The organism is Desulfosalsimonas sp., from assembly GCF_055149105.1.
Genome location: NZ_JBSRLA010000002.1, coordinates 1 through 21,564, shown reverse-complemented (window position 1 = coordinate 21,564; position 21,564 = coordinate 1). Strand labels below are relative to the sequence as shown.

General features: G+C 54.2%; 21 protein-coding genes and 3 tRNA genes. 15 read left to right on the top strand and 9 right to left on the bottom strand.

Translation table 11 applies throughout. The features are described from left to right. The first annotated feature begins 22 nt into the window (after nucleotides 1-22). From gspL to ACTCIA_RS00635, 7 genes are all read left to right on the top strand, one after another. Entirely contained in the window at nucleotides 23-1,498 is a 1,476-nt protein-coding gene (gene gspL, locus ACTCIA_RS00665; protein WP_462999873.1) for a type II secretion system protein GspL, read from the top strand. A 20-nt stretch (nucleotides 1,499-1,518) separates the two neighbouring features. Beyond that, nucleotides 1,519-2,052, top strand: a complete 534-nt coding sequence (locus tag ACTCIA_RS00660; RefSeq protein ID WP_462999872.1) for a hypothetical protein — start codon at nucleotides 1,519-1,521, stop codon at nucleotides 2,050-2,052. A 30-nt stretch (nucleotides 2,053-2,082) separates the two neighbouring features. Further along, nucleotides 2,083-2,952, top strand: coding sequence for a type II secretion system protein GspN (gspN, locus tag ACTCIA_RS00655; protein WP_462999871.1), 870 nt, complete (start codon nucleotides 2,083-2,085; stop codon nucleotides 2,950-2,952). A gap of 211 nt (nucleotides 2,953-3,163) precedes the next feature. Then, nucleotides 3,164-3,523 (top strand): hypothetical protein, encoded by a 360-nt coding sequence (locus tag ACTCIA_RS00650; RefSeq protein ID WP_462999870.1) that lies wholly within the window; start codon nucleotides 3,164-3,166, stop codon nucleotides 3,521-3,523. Then, nucleotides 3,447-4,688 carry a secretin N-terminal domain-containing protein gene (locus tag ACTCIA_RS00645; protein ID WP_462999935.1) on the top strand — a complete coding sequence of 414 codons (1,242 nt, stop codon included), beginning with the start codon at nucleotides 3,447-3,449 and terminating at the stop codon, nucleotides 4,686-4,688. The genes ACTCIA_RS00650 and ACTCIA_RS00645 overlap by 77 nt, the downstream gene beginning before the upstream one ends. A 28-nt stretch (nucleotides 4,689-4,716) precedes the next feature. Continuing rightward, on the top strand, nucleotides 4,717-6,411 hold the full coding sequence (locus tag ACTCIA_RS00640; RefSeq protein WP_462999869.1) for a GspE/PulE family protein: 1,695 nt from the start codon (nucleotides 4,717-4,719) through the stop codon (nucleotides 6,409-6,411). A gap of 80 nt (nucleotides 6,412-6,491) precedes the next feature. Beyond that, nucleotides 6,492-7,445 carry a tetratricopeptide repeat protein gene (locus tag ACTCIA_RS00635; RefSeq protein WP_462999868.1) on the top strand — a complete coding sequence of 318 codons (954 nt, stop codon included), beginning with the start codon at nucleotides 6,492-6,494 and terminating at the stop codon, nucleotides 7,443-7,445. A gap of 109 nt (nucleotides 7,446-7,554) precedes the next feature. On the opposite strand, the gene gspF is transcribed toward ACTCIA_RS00635, so the two are convergent. After that, nucleotides 7,555-8,784 carry a type II secretion system inner membrane protein GspF gene (gspF, locus tag ACTCIA_RS00630; protein ID WP_462999867.1) on the bottom strand — a complete coding sequence of 410 codons (1,230 nt, stop codon included), beginning with the start codon at nucleotides 8,782-8,784 and terminating at the stop codon, nucleotides 7,555-7,557. Between the two features lie 195 nt (nucleotides 8,785-8,979). On the opposite strand from gspF, the gene asd reads away from it, so the two are divergent. After that, a complete protein-coding gene (asd, locus tag ACTCIA_RS00625) occupies nucleotides 8,980-10,095 on the top strand; it encodes an aspartate-semialdehyde dehydrogenase (protein ID WP_462999866.1) in 1,116 nt (371 codons plus the stop codon). 46 nt (nucleotides 10,096-10,141) lie between these two features. Here asd and aroQ read toward each other — a convergent pair whose 3' ends face one another. The 7 genes from aroQ to ACTCIA_RS00590 all read right to left on the bottom strand — a co-directional run bounded on the left by aroQ (nucleotide 10,142) and on the right by ACTCIA_RS00590 (nucleotide 16,272). Next, nucleotides 10,142-10,585 carry a type II 3-dehydroquinate dehydratase gene (gene aroQ, locus ACTCIA_RS00620; RefSeq protein ID WP_462999865.1) on the bottom strand — a complete coding sequence of 148 codons (444 nt, stop codon included), beginning with the start codon at nucleotides 10,583-10,585 and terminating at the stop codon, nucleotides 10,142-10,144. Nucleotides 10,586-10,614: 29 nt separating this feature from the next. Further along, complete coding sequence (gene rpe / locus ACTCIA_RS00615) at nucleotides 10,615-11,310, bottom strand: ribulose-phosphate 3-epimerase (protein WP_462999864.1); 696 nt, start codon at nucleotides 11,308-11,310, stop codon at nucleotides 10,615-10,617. A 72-nt stretch (nucleotides 11,311-11,382) separates the two neighbouring features. Further along, nucleotides 11,383-12,339 carry a PASTA domain-containing protein gene (locus tag ACTCIA_RS00610; RefSeq protein ID WP_462999863.1) on the bottom strand — a complete coding sequence of 319 codons (957 nt, stop codon included), beginning with the start codon at nucleotides 12,337-12,339 and terminating at the stop codon, nucleotides 11,383-11,385. Between the two features lie 155 nt (nucleotides 12,340-12,494). After that, the gene (gene rsmB, locus ACTCIA_RS00605; RefSeq protein ID WP_462999862.1) at nucleotides 12,495-13,862 is read right to left on the bottom strand and encodes a 16S rRNA (cytosine(967)-C(5))-methyltransferase RsmB; all 1,368 of its coding nucleotides are present in this window, start codon (nucleotides 13,860-13,862) and stop codon (nucleotides 12,495-12,497) included. Then, on the bottom strand, nucleotides 13,859-14,797 hold the full coding sequence (gene fmt, locus ACTCIA_RS00600) for a methionyl-tRNA formyltransferase (protein WP_462999861.1): 939 nt from the start codon (nucleotides 14,795-14,797) through the stop codon (nucleotides 13,859-13,861). The genes rsmB and fmt overlap by 4 nt, the downstream gene beginning before the upstream one ends. Further along, on the bottom strand, nucleotides 14,797-15,306 hold the full coding sequence (gene def / locus ACTCIA_RS00595) for a peptide deformylase (RefSeq protein ID WP_462999860.1): 510 nt from the start codon (nucleotides 15,304-15,306) through the stop codon (nucleotides 14,797-14,799). The genes fmt and def overlap by 1 nt, the downstream gene beginning before the upstream one ends. 24 nt (nucleotides 15,307-15,330) lie before the next feature. Then, nucleotides 15,331-16,272 carry a bifunctional riboflavin kinase/FAD synthetase gene (locus ACTCIA_RS00590; protein WP_462999859.1) on the bottom strand — a complete coding sequence of 314 codons (942 nt, stop codon included), beginning with the start codon at nucleotides 16,270-16,272 and terminating at the stop codon, nucleotides 15,331-15,333. A gap of 174 nt (nucleotides 16,273-16,446) precedes the next feature. On the opposite strand from ACTCIA_RS00590, the gene ACTCIA_RS00585 reads away from it, so the two are divergent. Beyond that, nucleotides 16,447-16,533: transfer RNA gene (locus ACTCIA_RS00585), tRNA-Leu, on the top strand. A gap of 175 nt (nucleotides 16,534-16,708) precedes the next feature. Here the strand turns inward: ACTCIA_RS00585 and ACTCIA_RS00580 are convergent. After that, nucleotides 16,709-16,785: transfer RNA gene (locus ACTCIA_RS00580), tRNA-Arg, on the bottom strand. 105 nt (nucleotides 16,786-16,890) lie between these two features. Here ACTCIA_RS00580 and tadA point away from each other — a divergent pair. The 6 genes from tadA (at nucleotide 16,891) to ACTCIA_RS00550 (ending at nucleotide 21,461) form a co-directional block, all read left to right on the top strand. Continuing rightward, nucleotides 16,891-17,355 (top strand): tRNA adenosine(34) deaminase TadA, encoded by a 465-nt coding sequence (gene tadA, locus ACTCIA_RS00575; RefSeq protein ID WP_462999858.1) that lies wholly within the window; start codon nucleotides 16,891-16,893, stop codon nucleotides 17,353-17,355. Between the two features lie 79 nt (nucleotides 17,356-17,434). Then, nucleotides 17,435-18,721, top strand: a complete 1,287-nt coding sequence (locus tag ACTCIA_RS00570; RefSeq protein WP_462999857.1) for an adenylosuccinate synthase — start codon at nucleotides 17,435-17,437, stop codon at nucleotides 18,719-18,721. 64 nt (nucleotides 18,722-18,785) lie between these two features. Further along, nucleotides 18,786-18,862, top strand: a tRNA-Pro gene (locus ACTCIA_RS00565). Between the two features lie 174 nt (nucleotides 18,863-19,036). After that, a complete protein-coding gene (locus ACTCIA_RS00560) occupies nucleotides 19,037-20,050 on the top strand; it encodes a peptidylprolyl isomerase (RefSeq protein ID WP_462999856.1) in 1,014 nt (337 codons plus the stop codon). Between the two features lie 118 nt (nucleotides 20,051-20,168). Continuing rightward, complete coding sequence (locus ACTCIA_RS00555; protein WP_462999855.1) at nucleotides 20,169-20,384, top strand: cold-shock protein; 216 nt, start codon at nucleotides 20,169-20,171, stop codon at nucleotides 20,382-20,384. A 66-nt stretch (nucleotides 20,385-20,450) separates the two neighbouring features. After that, nucleotides 20,451-21,461, top strand: a complete 1,011-nt coding sequence (locus ACTCIA_RS00550) for a 3-oxoacyl-ACP synthase III family protein (RefSeq protein WP_462999854.1) — start codon at nucleotides 20,451-20,453, stop codon at nucleotides 21,459-21,461. Nucleotides 21,462-21,564: the final 103 nt, after the last annotated feature.

Here is a 21,564-nt window from a genome sequence, read left to right as displayed (position 1 = left end):
AAACCAATGCCGTAACACGGTTATGAGCAACCGGATTCTATCCATTGATATCAGAAAGCAGGGCCTGTGTGCCGTGCTGGTCCGCACCGCCCTGAAGGGCAACCGGATCGAGGCCCACAAGTTCGTGTCTTTCGGCGATGCCCCGGAAGAAGCCGCCGGCCCGGAAGAACGCCTGGCCTGGGCCATGGATACAGTGATCAGCCAGATTCCTGCTCAGGGCGCCGGCTGTCTTGTTTCCATTGCCGCATCAGAGGTGTCTTTTCGCAACCTGCAGGTGCCGTTTAAAGACAACAGAAAAATCCGCCAGGTGCTTGACTTTGAGCTGGAGCCCACCCTGCCGTTTGAAATCAGTGGCGTGCAGACGGATTTTCTCATTGTCCGCCAGGCTGAACAGACCGACCTGCTCGTGGCAGCCGTGGAAACCCGGAAACTTGAAACCATTCAGGAAATTTTCCGGCGATTGGATCTAACGCCAAGGGCGGTCACCATCGGTTCTGCGGCCGCAGCCCTTTGTGTCTCCCGCCTGTCTGAGACCGGGGAGAAAAATTTTCTGCTGCTCGACATTGACGGCCCTAATGTGGCTGCCTGCATGGTTGTTGACGGTAAAATTCACATGATCCAGGCCCTTCGCACGGGCGGGGCCGCTGATGCAGCCAAATGTGCGGATATAATCGCAGCAGGCATCCAACGAATGCTGGCTTCCTTTGAAACCCTGTATGACACGGATCCGGAACTTGGGCGCATTTTTGTTTCCGGCACAGATCAAGCCGATGACGGCTTTGCTGAAAAACTGTCCGGAGCCCTGGAAACAGAAGTTCGCTTTTTGAACCTGGCTGCCGAAACCCGGCTCTATCAATTACCAGACAAAGATTTGGGTATCGGCTCCCGGGCCAACTGCGCCCTGAGCCTGGCAGGGATTGAAACAGCCGGTATCCGGCCCTTTCAGTTCAACCGCAGCCATCATGTGCTGCAGAAATACTGGGCTGAAAACCGCAGTGAGATCATCAGCATTGGCGTGCTGGCTTTTTTTGTTTTTATGGTGCTGATGATTCAGGCAATCATGGAAAACCGGCACATGGAGCGTCGCATTGCACAAACAGACCGGCAGATCACAAAAATATTTCAACAGGCCTTCCCGGATGCCACCCGCATTGTTGATCCCGTGCAGCAGATGGAGGCGGGCCTTTCCCAGTTGGAAAAACAAAACGTGTTTTCCGGAGAGGATGGGGCGGGTATCCGCAATGTGGATATTTTAAAAGATGTCAGTGAATTGATTCCTGACAGCATCAATATGGTGTTGACCCGGTTTGTCCGGGGCGACACCAGCGTGCAGCTCGCGGGGCTCACCGATACATTCAACGCAGTTGATGATATAAAAATGCAATTGCAAAAATCCGCTTTTTTCAAGCAGATCACCATCAGTTCCGCCAATATGGACCAGTCCGCCAATCGCGTACGGTTCCGGATCAAGGCGGATCTGGCCGAAGAGCCGCTTTAACGGCCGGAGGTGCCGGGCAGATGAAAAAAATGATCAATCTCAACCGCAGGGAAAAACTGGCGGTAACAGCAGGTGCCGGATTTGTGGCTGTTTTCCTGTTTTTTGAGCTCCTGGTGCATCCGGTTTTTGAAAAACGCAGCCAGCTTCGTGATCAACTGGCTTTCAAGCAGGCCGCGCTTGTGGAAATGGTTGAAATGTACCGGCAGCACCGGGTGATGCAGGCAAATTCAGAACGCACTCAAAACCGGTATGCCCTCAGACCGTCGGGGTTTACCCTGTTTTCATTCATGGACCGGGTTGCCGGAGAAACCGGGGTGAAGCAATACATCACCTATATGAAACCCAGCAGCTCAACTGATGAGACATCCGGCACAACCATTTCCTATGTTGAACTCAAACTTCAGGATATTTCCCTTAAAGATTTGACATCCTACCTGTTTGAGGTGGAGACATCTGAAAATATGGTCCGGGTCAGCCGGTTGTCGATTTCCAAAGCCGGGGAGAAAGAAGGGCTGCTTTCCGTGGTTATGCAGGCCGAGGCAGTGGATGCATAGCAGCCCGCAATCCAAGTGGACGCATTATTCATGTTGAAAAAATCAAAAAAACGGCTTGCCTGGATATGTTATATTACTTTACTGGCAGCCGTGTTTCTCTATCTTTTATTCCCTGCCAATGCAGTGAAAAAATACCTGGAACACCAGGTTCGGAAGGCCTCGGACAATGCGGTGTCGCTTGAAATTGCATCGGTGAGACCGGGTTTTCCCCCGTGTCTGGTCATAGGTGAAGCTGCCCTGGTTTACCGGCAGATGGATGCCCTGGAAACCGGCCGTACGATTCTGTCTCCGGCGTATAGAAAACTGCCGGGCATTTTTGACACCCTTGATTTTAAAATCAGCCTGGGTGAGGGGCGGGCCCTGGGCTGGGTGGCCATGAAAGATGCCTCCGGCAGCGAGGCGGACAATTCCTTTTATATCCGGCTTGAAAATGCAGACCTGGAAAGCATTGTTTTGATCCGAAACATGAGCGGGCATACGGTTTCCGGCAGCCTGGACGGAACCATTGAATTTAATGGCGGTTTTGCCGGGCAAACCGGCGGCAGCGGCACCATTGAGCTGACAGCCAGCCAGTGCACGATTGCCATGCAGGAAGCCGTCTTTGGCATAAAACAATTAACGTTTGAATCCATTGAGACGGACCTGGAAATTGAGGGTCAACAGGTAAATATCCGGCAGATCGAACTTAAGGGAAACCAGGTGTCCGCCCGGGGCACCGGCCGTATTCTCATTCGCCGGCCCTTTGAAAACAGCCGGATTCAGATTTCCGCCACGGTTCGGCCGAATCCGACCCTGGCCAGGGCCATGGGGGGACTGCTGCCGGAAAAATTCACAAGCGGCGAAGGGCTATCGCTTCGCATTGCCGGCTCCCTGAATCAGCCATCCTGGCAGATCCGGTGATTTCCGGGCCGAGGGGGCAACATGCGGATATTTAAACGGTTTATAAGAAGATGATAAAAACCATTCTGAAAATCATTCGTGTGCTGCTTGCGGCCGCAGCGGTTTTTGTATGTGCAGACCTGTTTTACGACATGGTTTCAGCCAGGCTTGACCTTGCGGCAAACAGGGCCTTTACCAGGAGGGCGATACTATTGACCAGGCGCGGATCAGGATGATTCTGCGCAAAAGGGTTATTTTGACGGTAAACGGCAAAGATGAAATCCTGGAGATGGAGGAACTGGCTGATCAGGCCGGCCGCCTTTCTGACGGACAAGTCCAACCGGTGCCTGAGGCGGCAGACATTTCTGTTTCAGAAGAACCCGTGTCCATATCCAGTCAGCAAATGAATGAAACCTTGCAGGATGCCAACACTTTGAGGCGCCAGGTGCGCATAAGGCCTTATTTTGAAAACGGCCGGCCCGGCGGCCTGATGCTCAGCGGCGTCCGAAGCGAAGCTGAAAAGGGAAGGCGGCAGAGGCGAGGACAAAATCGTCACCCAGCTGATTCCGCTGGAATATGCCAGTACCGATGAGATCAAGCAGCTGTTTGCCCCCCTGATTTCCAAAAGCAGCGTGATCATCTCCTATGCGCCCACCAACACGCTCATTGTCACGGATGTCTATTCCAATATCAAGCGGCTGATGCGCATCATTGACGCCATTGATGTGCCCGGAACCGGCCGTGAAATTCTCATGCTTCCCATTGAACATTCCAATGCCGAAGACATTGTCTCAATCGTCAATTCCGTGTTTGGCCAGGGGCAGTCAGAAGGCAGGTTTGCCAGGGACAAGATCACCGCAGTTGCAGACAGACGGACCAACCTCCTGATTGTTCAGGCCAGCGAGCCCGACACAGAGCGGGTCAGGCAGCTTGTCAAGACCCTTGATAAGGAAATGCCCAAGGGAAAAGAAAAAATCAATGTTTATTACCTGGAAAACGCCAAGGCTGAGGACCTTGTGGGGGTATTGCAGGAACTGCCCGCAAGTCAGGAACAGCAGGAGGGAAAAAAGCAGGCGCCCATTGTATCCGAAGCGGTGCAGGTAACCGCGGACCAGGCCACCAACAGCCTGATCATACGAGCGGAAAAAGATGATTACGAGGTTTTGAAATCCGTGATTGAAAAGCTCGATGTGCCCAGGGCCATGGTTTATATTGAAGCCCTGATCATGGAGGTGAGCGTTGAGGTCAATGACACCAATACGGTGGTCATCGGCGGCCTGATTGACGAAAGCCTAACAAAAACCGAGTACCGGGTGCCCTGCCTTGGCGGGGTGCCGCTGATCGGATGGCTGTTTAAATCCCTTTCCGATTCCTCGGACCAGACCAACCTTTTTGTGTTTATTACCCCCAGGGTCATGGCCGCGCCGGATGAAGCCGCTGAATTCTACAAGGAAAACAAGGAAAAGTTTCAAACAGTGCCCGAGGAAACCATCAAGCTTTATGGGCAGCCGCAGAATAAAGACGCGCGCTCTGCAAACGAATTTCCGTTGACACTGCCCAAATCCGGAACAGGCCCGGAAGCCGATCAGCCAGAGACTGACCCGACCGCGGCCGGGCAATACACGGTGAAGAAAAACGATACCCTGTATTCCATTGCCCGCAGACACAACATCGGGCTTGACACGCTGCTTGAAATAAACGGCTTGACAGAGGATTCCGTTATCCGGCCCGGAGATCGGCTGACAGTGTCGCCATGAACCAAAAATCAGAAGAAAACACCGGTAAATGAAACAGCATTTAACCGATATATTGACCCGCGAATTCGGCGTGGATGAAAGCGATATCACTGAGGCCGGAAGGCTGGCAAGGCAGCAGAATGTCCCCTTGTCCGAGGTGATCCTGAAAAAGAAGATCCTTTCTGAACATCAGCTGCTCCAGGCCTTTTCCCGGGTTTATGACCTGCCGTTTTGGACCCATCTGCCGCCTGAGGATTTTGAGACCGAATTTGCTCGCAGGGTGCCCATCGGGTTTCTGAAAAAATACGCCATGGTGCCCATTTGCCGGACGTGTGCCGCTGATCCGGAAAAAGCCGGCAGCAGTGAGGCCGAAACCACGCGCCCGGTGATTGCCATCAATGACCCCTCGGCTTTCCAGCCCCTGGATGATCTGGTGCGGCTTCTGGAAATCGATGAATTCGATGTGGTGCTCGCGCCCCGGGATGCCATTTACTCGCTGATCAACATGGCCTTTGACAGCAGCCGGGACACGGCAGAGCAGCTTGTGGCCGACATGGAGGACAACACCGGCAACATTATCAGCGAAATCGAGGAAACCGCCGACCTTCTCGATGACACCAGTGATGCGCCCATCATCAAGCTGGTCAACCACGTGATTTCCCAGTCTGTAAAAATCGGTGCCAGTGATATTCACATCGAGCCGGAGCAATACAGCTTAAAGATCCGCTACCGGGTCGACGGTATTCTCTATGATCTTCTCACTCCTCCAAAGTGGATGCAGGCGTCGCTGGCCTCACGCATCAAGGTCATGGCCAGGATGAATATCGCGGAAAAGCGCCTGCCCCAGGACGGCCGCTTTGAGGTCAAAATCGGTGATCAAAACATTGACATCCGGGTTTCCACCATTCCGATCCAGTACGGGGAGCGGGTGGTGATGCGGCTGCTCAACAAATCCGGCTCCCTGTTTCAGCTCTCAGAGCTGGGCCTGTCCCAGACAAAACTTGATACCATCCACCGGCTGATCCACTATTCCCACGGCATCATCCTGGTAACCGGCCCCACGGGCAGCGGCAAAACCACCACCCTGTATGCCGTGCTCTCCAGCCTCAATTCCCCGGATATCAATATCATCACCATCGAGGACCCTGTGGAATACCAGCTCAAGGGGGTCAATCAGATCCAGGTCAACCCCAGAATCGAGCTCACCTTTGCAAGGGGGCTTCGCTCCATTGTCCGTCAGGACCCGGATGTGATTCTCATCGGGGAGATGCGCGATCTGGAAACCGCTGAAATCGGTGTGCAATCGGCTTTGACAGGCCATCTGGTGTTTTCCACCCTGCACACAAACGACTCGGCAAGTGCCATCACCCGCCTGGTGGATCTGGGAATTGAGCCTTTTTTGATTTCTTCCTCGGTAATCGCAGTGATCGCCCAGCGATTGGTGCGCCTGCTCTGCAATGAATGCAAGCAGGCCTATGCACCGGATGCCGCCACCCTGGAACGGCTTGGTCTTGACCCGCAGGAGGCCGAAAAATCAGCAATCTATAAGGCAGTGGGCTGCAGCAATTGTTTTCACAGCGGATATCGGGGACGGCTGGGAATCTATGAGATCCTGGAATTGAGCCCGGAGCTGCAGAATCTGGTGCTGAAAACCTATGATTCCCACAGGATCAAGATGGAAGCTGTGCAGGCCGGAATGACAACCCTTTATCAGGACGGCATTGACAAGATACTGAAAGGATAGACCACAATTGAGGAGGTGCTGCGGGTAACCCAGAGCTGATCCCGGTTTTGTTGACACTGTTTACTGTAAGGACTATGGATATGGATTTGAAATCAAAGCGGCCCCAATCGGGTTTACCCTTTTTTCTGACGTTGAGTGTGGTGGGGCTTCTATGTTTTATGCTGGCCCTGCCGGCATCTGCCCGGGAGCTGACCGTGACCCCCGGGGCGGCATACGCCTTTGCGCAAAAGCTTTATGATCAACAGGACTTTCAGGCCGCAGCCACGGAATTTGACCGGTTTGTTCATTTTTTTGAAAAGGACAAACGGGCACCGGCTGCTGCGTTTTACGCGGGAATGGCCCGGTTTTCCATGCAGCGCTACCAGGGGGCCATTGATGCCTTTGACCGGTTGATTCGATCCTATCCCGGCTCCGAACAGGCCCTTGAAGCCAGGTTCATGATCAGCCGGTGCTATCAGAAGCAAAATGACGTTGACCGTTCAGCGATGATGCTCCAACAGATCATCCGGCAGGAGCCCGATCCGAAAGTCCGTGACCGGGCCCGCAGTCAGATGGCCTGGATTCTGCTGGAAGCCGGTGATTTTTCCCGGGCAAGGTCGTCGTTTTTGGCCATTAGTGAAAAAAATCAAGATCGCTATAATGTTGAGGCCATTGTTTCATCCCTGGATGATCCGGATGAAATGAAACAAAAAAGCCCGTTGACAGCCGGTCTGCTGTCTGCGGTGCCCGGCGGGGGGTATCTGTATACCGGCCGGATCCGGGAAGCCGGGGTGGCTTTTTTTCTGACCTCGGCGCTGGCAGTGGCTTCATGGCAGTGTTTTGACGAGGATTTGCCCGCCCTGGGCGCCCTGACCGGCCTTGCCGGCCTGGGGTTTTACAGCGGCAGCATTGCCGGCGGGGTGACAAGCGCCCATAAATACAATTACCGGCAAAGCGAAAAATTTATCCGCCGGCTCAAAGACACCCATGGACCGGCCGTTTCCCTGCAGCTCCGGCCCCGGGGTGCAATGCTGGCGATTCACGGCTCATTTTAACCATAAGGAGGATGGATGGCTTCAGCGGGAACTTGCAGAGTCCAAAAGGCCCCTGAAGTCCCGGGAAAATCCGGGATAGGGCCCATGCACGGGCGGGGCTGAAACCCGATTATCCGATCATCTGGTTCATTTCAAAAATCGGCAAAATGATGGACAGGACAATAAAGCCCACCACCACGGCCATCACCAGGATAATGGCGGGCTCGAGCATGGCGGTCAGACCGGAGACCGTGCTTTCCACCTCGTTTTCATAGATATCAGCCATCTTGGCCAGCATGGCCTCCAGTTCCCCGGAATTTTCGCCCACCTGGATCATCTGAACAGCCAGGTTCGGAAAAAACCGCGAGGATTCCAGTGATTTACCCAGGCCTGCACCTTTTTCCACTTCGGCTGCAGCGGTTTGCACGGCCTCGGCAATCACCCGGTTGCCCACGATGTTTTTCACAATGTCCAAGGCCGCCATCAGGGGAACGCCGTTTTCCAGAAGCGAGCCAAGGGTTCGGGAAAAACGCGCCACAGCCAGCTTGGTTTTCAGATTCCCGGCCAGGGGGATTTGCAGGACGGCCTTGTCCAGCCGGTAGGCTCCTTGTTGGGTACGCCCGAAATGCCGCAGGCCCGCCAAAAGCATCACCATCGCCCCCAGAAGCATCCACCAGCTGGCTTTCAAAAATTCACTGACTGCAATCAAGGCCCGGGTCGGGGCGGGCAGGGACTGGTCCATGTCCGTGAAAATGGCGGTAATGCTGGGCACGATATAGGTCAGCAGAAACATCAGAATCAGGATCCCGACAATCAACATCAGAACAGGGTAGGCCATTGCCGACCGGACCCGGTTGGAAAGGGCCTGCTGGCGTTCGGTGATGTCGGCCAGGCGGTTTAACACCAGTTCCAGTGTGCCTGAGGACTCACCGGAACGGACCATGTTGATATAAATGGGGGAAAACGTCTCAGGATATTCAGACAGGGCCTCGGCAAAGCCGGATCCCTCTTCTATGGCATCCTTGATCTGAGACAGCATCCGCTTGAAAACCCTGGAACGGGTTTGGGGGATCAGTGTGTAAATGGCCGATACCAGAGGAAAACCGGCCTGCAAAAGGGTGGCCAGCTGCCGGGTCATGATCGCCAGTTCCCCGGGCCGGACCCGGGAGCCAAAAGCGGGCAGCAATTTTTCCAGAAAACCGCTCTGGCGGGATTGGCTGTCATCAACCTCCCGAATGGAGACCGGGTAGATCCGGGAGGCCCGCAGCTTCTGCCTGGCCGCGGACACGCTTTCAGCATCAATGATGTCAGAGACGCTTTTGCCTTTGGCATTTAAGGCGCTGTATTCAAAAATGGGCATGGCTGTTTTCGCAAATGATTCGTATCATGGCAATAATTTGCCTGTAATGTTTAATTTACCAGCAAACCGCTGAGTTTTCAATTTTTTACTGAGGCTTTAAACCGTCTGCACATTGGCGGTTGACAAAGCAGGTCAACGGCTTATAAATAAATACGGTTATCTTTTCAGATACGATAGGTTCAAAGGAGAATACATATGTTAAAGGTTGCTTTTATCGGATGGCGGGGCATGGTGGGCTCTGTGCTCATGGATCGCATGCGGGCGGAAAATGGATTTGAGGGCTTTGAACCGCTTTTTGCCTCCACCTCCCAGGCGGGCCAGGCCGGCCCGGATATCGGGAAACCGGTCCCGCCCCTGGCAGACGCCCATGACACCGACCTGCTGGCCGGTATGGATATCATTGTCACCTCTCAGGGCAGCGGTTATACCCAGAAAGTTTACCCGGAGCTGCGAAGCAAGGGCTGGAACGGTTACTGGATTGATGCGGCATCCGCACTTCGCATGGCCGATGACAGCATTATCGTGCTTGATCCGGTCAACAGAAAAATCATTGACCAGGCCATGGCCGACGGGGTGAAAAACTTTATCGGCGGCAACTGCACGGTCAGCCTCATGCTCATGGCCGCAGGCGCCCTGTTTGAAAACAACCTGGTGGAATGGATGTCTTCCATGACCTACCAGGCGGCCTCCGGGTCAGGGGCCAAGAACATGCGGGAACTGGTTTCCCAGATGAAAATCATCGGCCAAAGCGCCGAAGACCTGATGGCCGATCCGGCCTCAGCCATCCTGGATATCGACCGGCGGGTGCTTGACGCCATGTCCGGGCAGGATTTTCCTGTTGAGCACTTCGGCGTCCCCCTTGCCGGCAGCCTGATTCCCTGGATTGACAGTCCCATGGAATCCGGCCAGACCAAGGAGGAATGGAAGGGCTTTGCCGAGACCAACAAGATTCTGCAGACCGATTCCCCGATTCCCATAGACGGGATCTGCGTCCGCATCGGCGCCATGCGCAGCCACAGCCAGGCCATTGCCGTAAAGCTCACCCGGGATGTGCCTGTTGATGAAATCACCGACATGATCGGCGCTGCCAATGATTGGGTGGAAACAGTGCCCAACACCAAGCAGGACACCCTTGCACGGCTGACGCCTGCTGCTGTGTCCGGCACCCTGACCGTGCCGGTGGGCCGCATCCGGAAAATGAACATGGGCCCCGAGTACCTGAGCTTTTTCACCGCTGGCGATCAGCTCCTTTGGGGGGCTGCCGAACCCATTCGCCGCATGCTCAATATCGCACTGGAACATCTGGGCTGATCAAATCCAACCGGGCCCGGTTCAGGCCGGGCCCGGAAAAATCCTGTTATGTCTGTATCATCTGAAGCGCTGCCTGCAGGGCCAGCAGATATCCGTGATGGCCAAACCCGCAGATCTGCCCTGTGGCCACATCCGTGATCATGGATTTGTGCCTGAAGGGCTCGCGCTTGTATATATTGGACAAATGAATTTCAATGACGGGAATTTCCAGCATGGAAATGGCATCCCGGATGGCCACGCTGGTGTGCGTGTAGCCTGCCGGGTTGATGATCAGGGCGTCAAACACGCCCCGGGCCTGCTGGATGGCATCCACGATCTGGCCCTCGTGATTGGATTGAAGGGTTTGCAGGCCTGTGCTGTTGGCCTGGGCGGCCTGGACCAGGGCGGCATCAATATCGGCAAGGCTTTGTGTGCCGTAGGTTTCCGGCTCCCGGGTGCCGAGCATGTTTAAGTTGGGGCCGTGAATTACCAGGATCTGTTTGGTTTCCATCTGGCCTGAGTCCTTTTGCTTCGGGTTTTTCAGTCTTTTCCGAGCTCTTGAAACCGGGGCGCTGCAGCTTCTGCAGCAGCGGCTTTCATGCCGGAAATGGTCTGGCTGTAATCCGGGCTGTTAAAAATGGCAGACCCGGCAACAAACACGTCCGTGCCGGCGGCTGCGATTTTTCCGATGGTCTGGGCATTGACCCCGCCGTCGACCTGGATCAGGGTGGAAAGCCCATGGCGGACAATGGTCTGTCTGAGAGCCAGGATTTTATCCAGGGAAGCGTCAATAAAAGACTGACCCCCAAAGCCGGGATTTACGCTCATTAAAAGCACAAAATGGAGCCGGTCAAGGATCCAGTCCAGACAGCTCAAAGGGGTAGCCGGGTTGAGCACCACGCCGGGACGGCATCCGCAGCTTTCAATTAACTCCACGCTGCGGTGCAGGTGCGGGCAGGTTTCAGCATGCACGGATATCAGGTCTGCGCCGGCTTTGGCAAACTCGCCGATAAATTCGTCCGGATTGTCAATCATCAGGTGCACATCCAGAGGCAGGGCGGTTGTTTTCCGGGCGGCTTCCACCACCATGGGGCCCAGGGTGATATTTGGAACAAAGTGGCCGTCCATGACATCCACGTGAATCCAGTCGGCACCGGCCTGTTCCACGGCCGTGATTTCCTGTCCGAGCCTGGCAAAATCAGCAGAAAGAATCGAGGGGGCAATGATTGCGTTCATTCGTCACTCTCCATGGGGTTTTTGCCGCATTCCAATTTTGATGGCGCCGTAAAAAGCTTTCTACAGGCTTTATCAGTTGTAAACCTGCGACTCAACAAGCTTGCCGTTTACATACAAAAAAACCGCTGCTTCTGTATGCTCCGGAACAATGGCCCAGATCACGGCGCCGGGATCCATCAGGCCTTCATGCAGTACCATATGGGCGCCAAACCCGCTCATTTCCAATCTCACCCGCTGTTTTAAAAAACCCGGTGCCAGCCGATGGGAAAAAAGCGGCTTTTTTTCATCCCGGCCGGCTTGCCGGCTTCCGGGCCGGCGGTTGATGATCAGGCGAACCGGAGCGCCGGCCTCAACCCGGTACCCGGACGGCGGGGCCTGACCCGTGACCGTGTTTTCCGGTTTTGACGGATCATGGACGGATTTGAGTTCTTCTAGGCTGATTTGATGGCTTTCAATTAAAAGCATGGCCTCATCCAGAAATTTGCCTCGCAGATCCGGCATCATGTACGCCTTTGGCCGGGGACCGGCGCTAACCAGCAGATTCACCGGACTGCTGCGCCGGACGCCGTCTTCCGGGGCCGGATGCTGAGCCATAATCCGGCGGCGCGGGGTATTTGCATCATGGACACGGGTCACCGTCCCGGCAGTCAGGCCTTTTTGCTCAAGGGTCATCCGGGCCTGCGACAGTTCCTGGTTTTCAACATTTGGCACGGTCACGGTGGAAGGCCCCATGGAGATCACCAGGGACACTTCGCGGTTAACCTTGATGCTCCGGCCCGGGGCGGGCTTCTGGGCGATTACGTGATTTTCGGGCACTTCCGTGCTGTATTCCTTTTCTCCCACCCGGGTGTTTAATTCCAGGGCGGAAAGGGTTTCCAGCGCGGCAACCGCATTTTTTCCGGTCAGATCCGGCACCAGCACCGTATCTTCGCTTTGGATGAAAAAAGACAGGGTGAAATAGGTGCTCAAACCGGCCACTGCACAAAAAACAAAGATCAATACCAGGTATTTGAAAATCGATCGGATCATGGGCTAACCTTTAGCCTTGATGCACGCGTAAAAAGTCTGATTTTAGATGGCGCCGTAAAAGTTCAAGATTAAGGCCTGCGCAATTTCGAAGAATGCAGCGTACTTCTCCGTACGTGAAATTCTGAGAAATTGCGCGTAACGCAGATATTGGACTTTTACGGTGCCATCAACCTTGCAATAAAAAACCCGTCTGTTCCATGCCGATGGGGCAGCAGGGCCAGACACCCGTGGTCATCTGCCAGATCCGCCAATTCAGGAAAAAGCACACCCATGTCCTGAAGCTCAAACCCGGCTGTTTTTTCCAGAAATGCGGAAACCACCCCGTGGGTTTCTTCCGGCTCCATGCTGCAGACCGCGTATATCATCACTCCGCCTGAAGGCTTCAGCAGGGCGGCGGCATGGCTCAGAAGCTGAAGCTGCTTTTGGGCATGGCCCTGAAAATCCGCTTGCCGGGCCGTCCACTTTATATCCGGATTCCTGCGGATTACCCCGAGCCCGGAACAGGGTGCGTCGACCAGGATCCGGTCAAATGTTCCCAGTTTCTCCACATCCAGGGGCTGCCGGAGATCATGACGGCATGTTTCCACATTATCGGCTCCCAGCCGCTTCATTTCCAGGGATAGTTCCCCGAGTTTTTCCATATCCGAGTCCATGGCCAGTATCCGGCCATGGTTTCTCATTAACTGTACAATGTTCCCGGTTTTCCCGCCGAGTCCGGCACAAGCGTCCAGCACGTCCTGCCCCGGCCGGCAGTCCAGCACATGGGCTGCAAGCTGTGCAGCCTCATCCTGAACCTGGAAGTATCCTTCTGGAAAACCGGGCAATTCGCTGACCGGCAAATGCGGACCCCAGAGACAAATGCCGTCTGGTGCGTATTTTGTTTCACAAACTCTTTCCGCGGCATCCGCACAAACCATTTTTTCCATCAAGGCTTCCCGGCTGATCCGCAAGGTGTTGGCCCGCAGGCTCAGCGGCGGGATCTGGTTGTTATAACCGCACAATAGCCGGGTTTCATCCATGCCCAATCGGTTGTTCCACCGGCGCACGATCCACTCGGGAAAAGACTGGCTTACAGCCAATGCCGACACCGGGTCGCGGGACGGATCCGGATCTGCAAAACCGCTTTTCTGCCGGGCGGCATTTCGCAGCAGTGCGTTGACAAACCCGGCCAGTTTCGGTGATCCGTATTTTTTGGCCAGGTTCACGGCCGTGTTGACCGCCGCTGAATCCGGGATTCTGGACATAAACAGCATCTGAAACAGACCCATGCGCAAAATATTGCGCATGTCCGGGCGGATTTTGTTTGACGGCCGGTTTGCCAGCCCTGCAATGTGCCAGTCCAGCTTTGCCCGCCAGCGAAGCACCCCGTAAACAAGAGCAAAGGCAAGAGCCCGGTCCCGCCGGTCCATCCCCGGCGCAATTTTTTCGAACTCCTCGTCAATGAGCCGGTCCAGGGTCGTGCGCCTGGTTTCCAGTTCGCTTAAAATCCGGAAAGCAAGCTCCCGGGCATCGCCTGAAATCATTCCAGCACCGTTGCCGGCGATATTTCAGCGCCCTTTAAAAAGTCCCGGATATGCATGCGTTTTCCGGAAGCGATCTGCAGTTCTTCTATGGATAGGGCTTGTTTTCCGGTTGCCACACGCAGTTCATCGGAAAACGAGGCCAGCACAGTGCCCGGAGGGCGCGATTCAGCCATGGGACATACCCGGGCGGCAAAAATGTTGATCCGTTTGCTGCCCCAGTAGGTATGCGCCCCGGGCCAGGGACTCATGCCCCGGATAAAGCGCTCCAGAAACTCTGCAGACCGGCTCCAGTCAATGCGGCCATCTGCTTTTTTCAGCATGGGTGCATAAGTGGCCAGGGAATGATCCTGCGCCACGGGCCGGGTGGTACCTGCGGCAAAACCGGCCAGGGTCTTTGTGAGCACGCTGGCAGACAATTGCGCCAGACGGTCATGCAGGGTGCCGGCGGTATCTGCGGGATGGATCACGGTTTTTTCCGTTTCCAGGATCTCGCCGGTATCCAGGCCCGCGTCCATGAGCATGCTGGTGACCCCGGTTTCGGACTCACCGTTTATAATGGCCCAGTGAATGGGAGCCGGCCCACGGTATGCAGGCAGCAGGGAGGCATGCAGGTTAACTGCGCCCATTGGAGCAATCTCCATAACCCGCCTGGGCAGAATGTGCCCGAATGCCACCACCACGAAGATCTCGGGTTTCAAATCAGCCATGGCTTCATAAAACGCCTGTGTTTTCACTGATTCCGGCTGAAAAACCGGCAGGCCGAGTTCTTTTGCAGCTTCTTTCACCGGGGGCGGCGACAGCTGCCGGCCTCTGCCTTTGGGCCGGTCCGGCTGGGTCACCACAAGGCTTACCTGATGACCGGCATTGTAAAGCGTCTTTAAGGCGGGTACGGCAAATTCCGGGGTGCCCATGAATATGGTCGTAAATTTTGACATCAGGCGGTTTTGAATTCCTTTAGGCGTTTTCGTTTGTAAATCTGCCGCTTTAGGGCGCTGATGCGGTCAATGAACAAAATGCCGTTTAAATGGTCAATTTCATGCTGCAAAATGGTGGACAGAAATCCATCGGTATCGATTTCCAGAGCGTTTCCGTGACGGTCCAGGCCCTGGACAACAACATGATCGAATCTGGGCACATCGCTTCGAAAATCCGGAACGCTCAGGCATCCCTCGTTTTCGGATATCACCTTGCCCCGGGCATCCGTTATGCCAGGGTTGATCAGCACCTGAAAATTACGGCTGCTGTTGTCGGCCTCAGGGTCAAACACGATAATGCTCTGGTCAATTCCCGCCTGGGTGGCGGCAAGCCCCACACCCGGAGCCTGGTACATGGTTTCGGCCATATCCTCGATGATCTGCTGAATCCTTTCATCAATTTCTTCCACCGGCCTGGCCGGATGCTTGAGAAAAGGATCAGGGTAGGTCAGAATATCTAAAACAGACATCAGGAAAAATCCTTATATCAATTGTTACGCCAAATCCGGCAGAAGTTGTCGGGCATCTTCGATATCCTTGCGGATTTGAGCCTTGAGTTCATCAAAATTGTTGAATTTTGTCTCTCCCCGGATCCGCTGGATGAAATCCACGCGGATCTTTGTTGCGTACAGATCCTTGTTGAAATCCAGCAAATGGACCTCCACGGTAAACAGGTGATCGTCAAAGGTCGGGCTGTAGCCGATGTTGGCCACGCCTTTGAACCGACCTTCGGGAGTTTGGACCATCACTGCATACACGCCTGTTTTGGGACAGAGCTCATCTGCGAGCTTGATATTGGCGGTGGGAATACCCAGTAGCGGGCCGCCCCGGTTCCGGCCGGTGACCACCTCTCCCCGAATCTGATAATACCGGCCGAGAAGCGCTTTGGCATCCCCCACCCGGCCGGCTTCGATGATCTGCCGAACCCTGGTGCTGCTGACCCGTTCAGCGCCATCTGCCGAAACCGGCACCCAGTCGGGAACGATGACCTCAAATCCATATGCGTCTGCATGCTGCTGTAAAAACGCCACGTTTCCCTTGCGGTTTTTTCCAAAAGTATAATCCTTTCCAATGACAAGGGCCTTCATGCCGATTTTGTCAATCAGGATATTTTCTAGAAATTCATGAGCCGTGACCGCGGCAAATGACTGGTCAAAGGGAACACATAAAAACACATCCACGCCAAGGGCTTCGATGAGTTCAATTTTTTGCTCCAGCAGGGTGATCAGGGGAGGTGAGCCATTATTGCCAAGCACCTTGACCGGATGGGGGTCAAAGGTCATGGCCACGGAGGTGCCGTTAATCTCCCGTGCCTTTTGCCGCACGCGCCGGAAAATGGCCTGATGGCCGAGGTGTACGCCGTCAAAATTGCCGATGGCCACAACTGCGTTGGGAAACGGACGTTGGATTTCATCCAGACTGTATAGGGTTTTCATATTGGCACAGATCCCGCTTCAAACCTGGTAAATTTATTCAACTGAAAAAAGAATCGTCTTGACAACAGGGTTTTTCCGGTATATATAAGAAATTTCATTTTTGATCAATGATTGTTTTTTCGGCTTTGCATGACTTGATTTTGCAGTGCGGCAAGCCTGGACAATCATGGATGTGCCGAAGTGGCGGAATTGGTAGACGCGCTAGGTTCAGGGTCTAGTTGGAGCATTCCAGTGGGAGTTCGAGTCTCCCCTTCGGCACCATCAAAGCATCAAAGGCTGCAATCCCAACAGATTGCAGCCTTTTTTTATGCCCAAAACCTGATGTGCTCGTAAAAAGTCGATTTTCAGATGGCGCCGTAAAAACCTCAAGCGGATACAGAGTGGACAGGACAAAAAAAAAGGGCCCGGCCGATTCCGGCCAAACCCTTGATTTTTTTGGCGCGCCCGGCAGGATTCGAACCTGCGACCTACGGATTCGTAGTCCGGCACTCTATCCAGCTGAGCTACGGGCGCTGACAAAATGAATGCCACCTTACATAGGCGATCCAAACCGCCTTGTCAATAATAAGTTTACTCCACGACATTGATCCGGTGTGGGACGCCGGGAGGAGAAAAATCATGGACACCCGGGACCGGGACAATCAATTCATGGCTGCCGCCATTGAACAGGCACAAAAGGCGGCAGCCTGCGGGGAGGTACCCGTGGGTGTCGTAGTGGTGGATAACCACGGCGGCATCCTGGCATCGGCATTTAACCAAAGCATCAGCATGGCTGATCCCACGGCGCATGCCGAAATCCTGGCCATCCGCTCTGCAGCCCGGCGAACCGGAAACTATCGCTTGTTAAACACCTGTCTCTATGTTACGGTGGAACCGTGTCCAATGTGCATGGGCGCGGTGATTCACGCCCGCATTGGCCGGGTGGTTTTCGGGGCCTTTGACCCCAAATGGGGCGCTGCCGGATCCTTGTATGATTTTGCCGGAGACCGTCGGCTGAATCACCACCCGGAAATTGTCGCCGGGGTGCGGAAACAGGCATGCCGGACACTGCTGATCGATTTTTTTGCGGCACGGCGGGGGTAAAAACTCCTTTTAACGCTCTGCCGTATTTTTTTGAACCAAAGCATTATTATAATGGCACGCGTTTAGAAAGGAGCAGCAATTGGCCAATATCGTCATTATCGGCACCCAGTGGGGAGATGAGGGAAAGGGCAAAATCGTTGACCTGCTGGCGGAATATTCCGATTACGTGGTCCGGTTCCAGGGCGGAAACAATGCCGGTCACACCATGGTGGTCAACGGCGAGCAGTTTATCAGCCACCTGGTGCCTTCGGGGATCATCCAGGGCAAGGTCTGCATGATCGGAAACGGGATGGTGGTGGATCCGGAGGTGCTGATCAACGAAATTGATTATCTGACCGAAAAAGGCGTGAACGTGGGTCCGGAGCAGCTGAAAATCAGTGAAAAAGCCCATTTGATAATGCCTTATCACAAGGCAGTGGACCATGCCCGGGAGGCGGCCAATGAAAAAAAGCAGATCGGCACCACCGGTCGGGGTATCGGCCCCTGTTATGAAGACAAGTCCGCCAGGCGCGGCATTCGGTTTGTGGACCTGCTCGACGATGGCTTTGAAGAAAATGTGCGGGCCGTGGCAGAGGAAAAAAACTTTTACCTTACCGAATTTTTCAAGGCCCCGGCCGTGAATGTTCAGGATGTAATCGATTCTTACAGCCGGTACCGGGATCGACTGGCGCCTTATGTCACGGATGTATCCGTGATGATTGATCAGGTGCTCAGAGAAGACAGGCGCGTGCTGTTTGAAGGCGCCCAGGGCACCCATCTGGATATTGACCACGGCACATACCCGTATGTCACCTCCTCGAATACGGTTTCCGGAAACGCGTGCTGCGGCGCCGGGGTGGGGCCCAAAAAGATCGACCGGGTCACCGGCATTGTCAAGGCCTACACCACCCGTGTGGGCAAGGGACCGTTTCCCACTGAACTCTTTGATGCAACCGGTGATTTCATCCAGGAAAAGGGTGCCGAATTCGGCGCCACCACCGGACGCAGGCGCAGATGCGGCTGGATTGACACGGTCATGCTGAAAAACGCCGTGCGGTTAAACAGCCTCACCGGTTTTGCGGTCACCAAACTCGATGTGCTCGGCGGGTTGGATACGCTGAAAATCTGCACCGGTTACAAGTACAAAAACAAGGAACTGGCCGATTTTCCAACAAGCCTCCAGGTGCTGGCCGAATGCGAGCCGGTCTATGAACAGATGCCGGGCTGGGAGGCGGATATCTCGGCTGTGCGCAGCTATGACCAGCTTCCTGAAGCCACCCGAAATTATCTGCGCCGCATCGAGGAACTCACTGAAACCGCCGCTGAAATTATTTCAGTGGGTCCGGGACGGGATCAGACCATCATGTTAAACAACCCGTTTGGTTAATCCGGGCCGATATTTTTTAATTGACAATCCGGGCAATGTAACATAAAAAATGCACCCAATAAGTCGGGACGTGGCTCAGTCTGGAAGAGCACAGCGTTCGGGACGCTGGGGTCGCAGGTTCAAATCCTGCCGTCCCGACCACTTCCCAAAGCGGGAAGACACGGTCGCAAAACTCCCGGGGAATTATTGCTTTGTTGTCAGATCTCATTGTCAGCCTGTATGGCAAATATCCATGTCCCGCCCCTGTCTTTGATCAACATGCCGATTCCCTGAGTCCTGTCAACCCGGAGAGATAAATCCAAAAGGAGCCAATTTATGCGTTTACCCCTGATTTCCAAGCTTGTAATTTTTATCGTTGCAATAGTCCTTTCTGCAGCAGCCGGTGCCGCTTATGGCGCAGAGGATAAAGAGGCTGCCATGGACGGGCAAACTGTGGCAGTGGTCAACGATGTGGAAATTACAGCTCAGGAACTGGAACAAAAGATGCAATTGATCCGGTCCCGTTATGCAAACATGGGCATGCCCATCCAGGGCGAACAGCTTGCCCGGCTCAGGGAATCGATTCTAAACAATTTGATTGAAAAACAGTTGCTTATCCAAGAGAGCAAAGCCCAGGACATCAATGTTGATGAATCCGAGATCCAGGAGCAGCTCAATGAGTTAAAGGGACAGTTCGAAAGCCAGGACGCTTTTGAGAAAAAAATCGCCTCAAGCGGTTATTCCGAGGATGAGCTAAAGACGGAAATGCGGGAAAACCTTCTCATCCGAAACCTTATTGAGAAAAAAATCGAATCCGGAATTTCCGTCTCCGATGAACAAGCCCGGAAATATTACCAGGAAAACCAAGAGGAATACAAGGTTCCGGAGCAGATTCGCGCCCGCCATATTTTGATCCAGACAGAACCGGATGCCGATGAGACCCAGAAGGCCGAGGCAAAAGATAAAATCCAGGAAATAGAAAAGAAACTCCAGTCCGGCCAAGACTTCTCTGAGCTGGCAAAGGAATACTCGGACTGCCAGAGCAGGGAAAAAGGCGGGGATTTAGGTTACTTCGGACGCGGCCAGATGGTGGAAAGCTTTGATGAAGCCGCTTTCGCCCTGGAACCGGGAGAAGTCAGCGAAATTGTGGAAAGCCGTTTCGGATATCACCTGATCAAAAGCGAAGATAAAAAACCGGCCGAAACCAAGTCCTTTGACGAGGTCAAGGAATCTGTCCGGGAAAAACTTCGGCAGGAAAAAATCATGCAGGACCTCGAACCCTATATCGAGTCTTTGAAGCGAAAATATCCCGTGGAAAAAAATCTGCCTGAAGCCTCTGCCGGCAATTAATGCCAGCAGAGTTTTATGGTGACGCTTTTTTATGCCCGGCCCCGGACCGGGGTCCGGGCAGATCACGCGAGCATTTGCATATGCCTTTATCGACGACATGACAAAAGGAGGAAGGGGTTTGGCAAACGGAACAGTCAAGTGGTTTAATGAGAAAAAGGGTTTCGGGTTTATCCGGCACGAAGATGAAGGCCGGGATATCTTTGTCCATTATTCGGTCATTGATGAGCCCGGATTTAAAACCCTTGCCGACGGCGAACCGGTTACCTTTGACATCGAGGAAAGCGACCGGGGGCCGGTGGCCAAGAATGTGGTCAAGGAAAACGGATCCAGTTAAAACAGCGGCCAGAGCCTGTCTAAATTATTTTAAAACATTTCCGGAAAAACCCAAATACAGGTGCACATGAAAAAAACAATTATCAGGGGGACCGGGCGGTATCTGCCGCCAAGACTGGTCACCAATGAAGATCTGACGCAGTGGATGGATACTTCAGCCGAATGGATTCAGCAGCGCACCGGCATTGAGCAGCGCTACTGGGTACCGGAAGAAGGTGGCATGGGAGCGGCCGACATGGGGCTTGAAGCATCAAAAATTGCCCTGGACAGGGCCGGGTGGAAACCAGAAGACATCGATCTGATAATTTTTGCCACCCTGAGCCCGGATATTTTTTTCCCGGGCTCAGGGTGCTTGCTCCAGCACATGCTTGGCCTTGAAACCACGCCAGCCCTGGATATCCGGCAGCAGTGCACCGGATTTTTCTACGGCATGGCCACGGCAGACGCCTATATCAAAAGCGGACAGGCCAACCGGGTGTTGTTTGTCGGCTCCGAGGTTCATTCCACAGGCCTGGATGTTTCCACCAGCGGCCGGGATGTCGCCGTGATCTTCGGCGACGGTGCCGGGGCGGTTTGCCTGGAAGGCCTTGAAACAGATGCAAAGGTCGGGATTCTGGCCTCAACCCTTCATGCCCAGGGCGAACACGCCGATGCGCTGATGACCGAAGCTCCCGCCTCCCGGCTGAGCAAACGGTTGACCCACGAAATGCTTGACCAGGGGCGGCATTACCCGAAAATGGACGGCCGCAATGTTTACCGGCTGGCCCTGACACGGCTGCCCGAGGTCACGTATCACACCCTTGAAAAAGCCGGGGTCAGCCTTGAAGCTGTGGACCTGATCATTCCCCATCAAGCCAATATCCGGATCAACCAGGGGTTTCAAAAAGCGCTGAAAATACCGGAAGAAAAAATGTATCACAACATCCAGCGCTACGGCAACACAACCGCCGGCAGCATTCCCATTGCCCTGGATGAAGCCCTGGAAAAAAACATTATCGGCAAATCCAGCACGGTCCTGTTTGCCGGCCTGGGCGCCGGGGTCACCTGGGGTGCCGTCATTTATCAGTTTGAAGATTGATGGTGCCGTAAAAGTCCAATATCTGCGTTACGCGCAATTTCTCAGAATTTCACGTACGGCTAAGTACGCTGCATTCTTCGAAATTGCGCAAGCCTTGATCTTG

Excerpts from the sequence above, each read along its gene's own strand:
- ACTCIA_RS00660 (WP_462999872.1), top strand. The coding sequence starts at position 1,519 with ATGAAAAAAATGATCAATCTCAACCGCAGGGAAAAACTGGCGGTAACA.
- gspN (WP_462999871.1), top strand. The coding sequence starts at position 2,083 with ATGTTGAAAAAATCAAAAAAACGGCTTGCCTGGATATGTTATATTACT.
- ACTCIA_RS00560 (WP_462999856.1), top strand. The coding sequence starts at position 19,037 with ATGCGTTTACCCCTGATTTCCAAGCTTGTAATTTTTATCGTTGCAATA.
- gspL (WP_462999873.1), top strand. The coding sequence starts at position 23 with ATGAGCAACCGGATTCTATCCATTGATATCAGAAAGCAGGGCCTGTGT.
- fmt (WP_462999861.1), bottom strand. The coding sequence starts at position 14,797 with ATGTCAAAATTTACGACCATATTCATGGGCACCCCGGAATTTGCCGTA.
- rsmB (WP_462999862.1), bottom strand. The coding sequence starts at position 13,862 with ATGATTTCAGGCGATGCCCGGGAGCTTGCTTTCCGGATTTTAAGCGAA.
- ACTCIA_RS00550 (WP_462999854.1), top strand. The coding sequence starts at position 20,451 with ATGAAAAAAACAATTATCAGGGGGACCGGGCGGTATCTGCCGCCAAGA.
- ACTCIA_RS00610 (WP_462999863.1), bottom strand. The coding sequence starts at position 12,339 with ATGATCCGATCGATTTTCAAATACCTGGTATTGATCTTTGTTTTTTGT.
- ACTCIA_RS00640 (WP_462999869.1), top strand. The coding sequence starts at position 4,717 with ATGAAACAGCATTTAACCGATATATTGACCCGCGAATTCGGCGTGGAT.
- def (WP_462999860.1), bottom strand. The coding sequence starts at position 15,306 with ATGTCTGTTTTAGATATTCTGACCTACCCTGATCCTTTTCTCAAGCAT.
- asd (WP_462999866.1), top strand. The coding sequence starts at position 8,980 with ATGTTAAAGGTTGCTTTTATCGGATGGCGGGGCATGGTGGGCTCTGTG.
- tadA (WP_462999858.1), top strand. The coding sequence starts at position 16,891 with ATGGACACCCGGGACCGGGACAATCAATTCATGGCTGCCGCCATTGAA.
- aroQ (WP_462999865.1), bottom strand. The coding sequence starts at position 10,585 with ATGGAAACCAAACAGATCCTGGTAATTCACGGCCCCAACTTAAACATG.
- ACTCIA_RS00650 (WP_462999870.1), top strand. The coding sequence starts at position 3,164 with ATGATTCTGCGCAAAAGGGTTATTTTGACGGTAAACGGCAAAGATGAA.
- rpe (WP_462999864.1), bottom strand. The coding sequence starts at position 11,310 with ATGAACGCAATCATTGCCCCCTCGATTCTTTCTGCTGATTTTGCCAGG.
- ACTCIA_RS00590 (WP_462999859.1), bottom strand. The coding sequence starts at position 16,272 with ATGAAAACCCTATACAGTCTGGATGAAATCCAACGTCCGTTTCCCAAC.
- gspF (WP_462999867.1), bottom strand. The coding sequence starts at position 8,784 with ATGCCCATTTTTGAATACAGCGCCTTAAATGCCAAAGGCAAAAGCGTC.
- ACTCIA_RS00635 (WP_462999868.1), top strand. The coding sequence starts at position 6,492 with ATGGATTTGAAATCAAAGCGGCCCCAATCGGGTTTACCCTTTTTTCTG.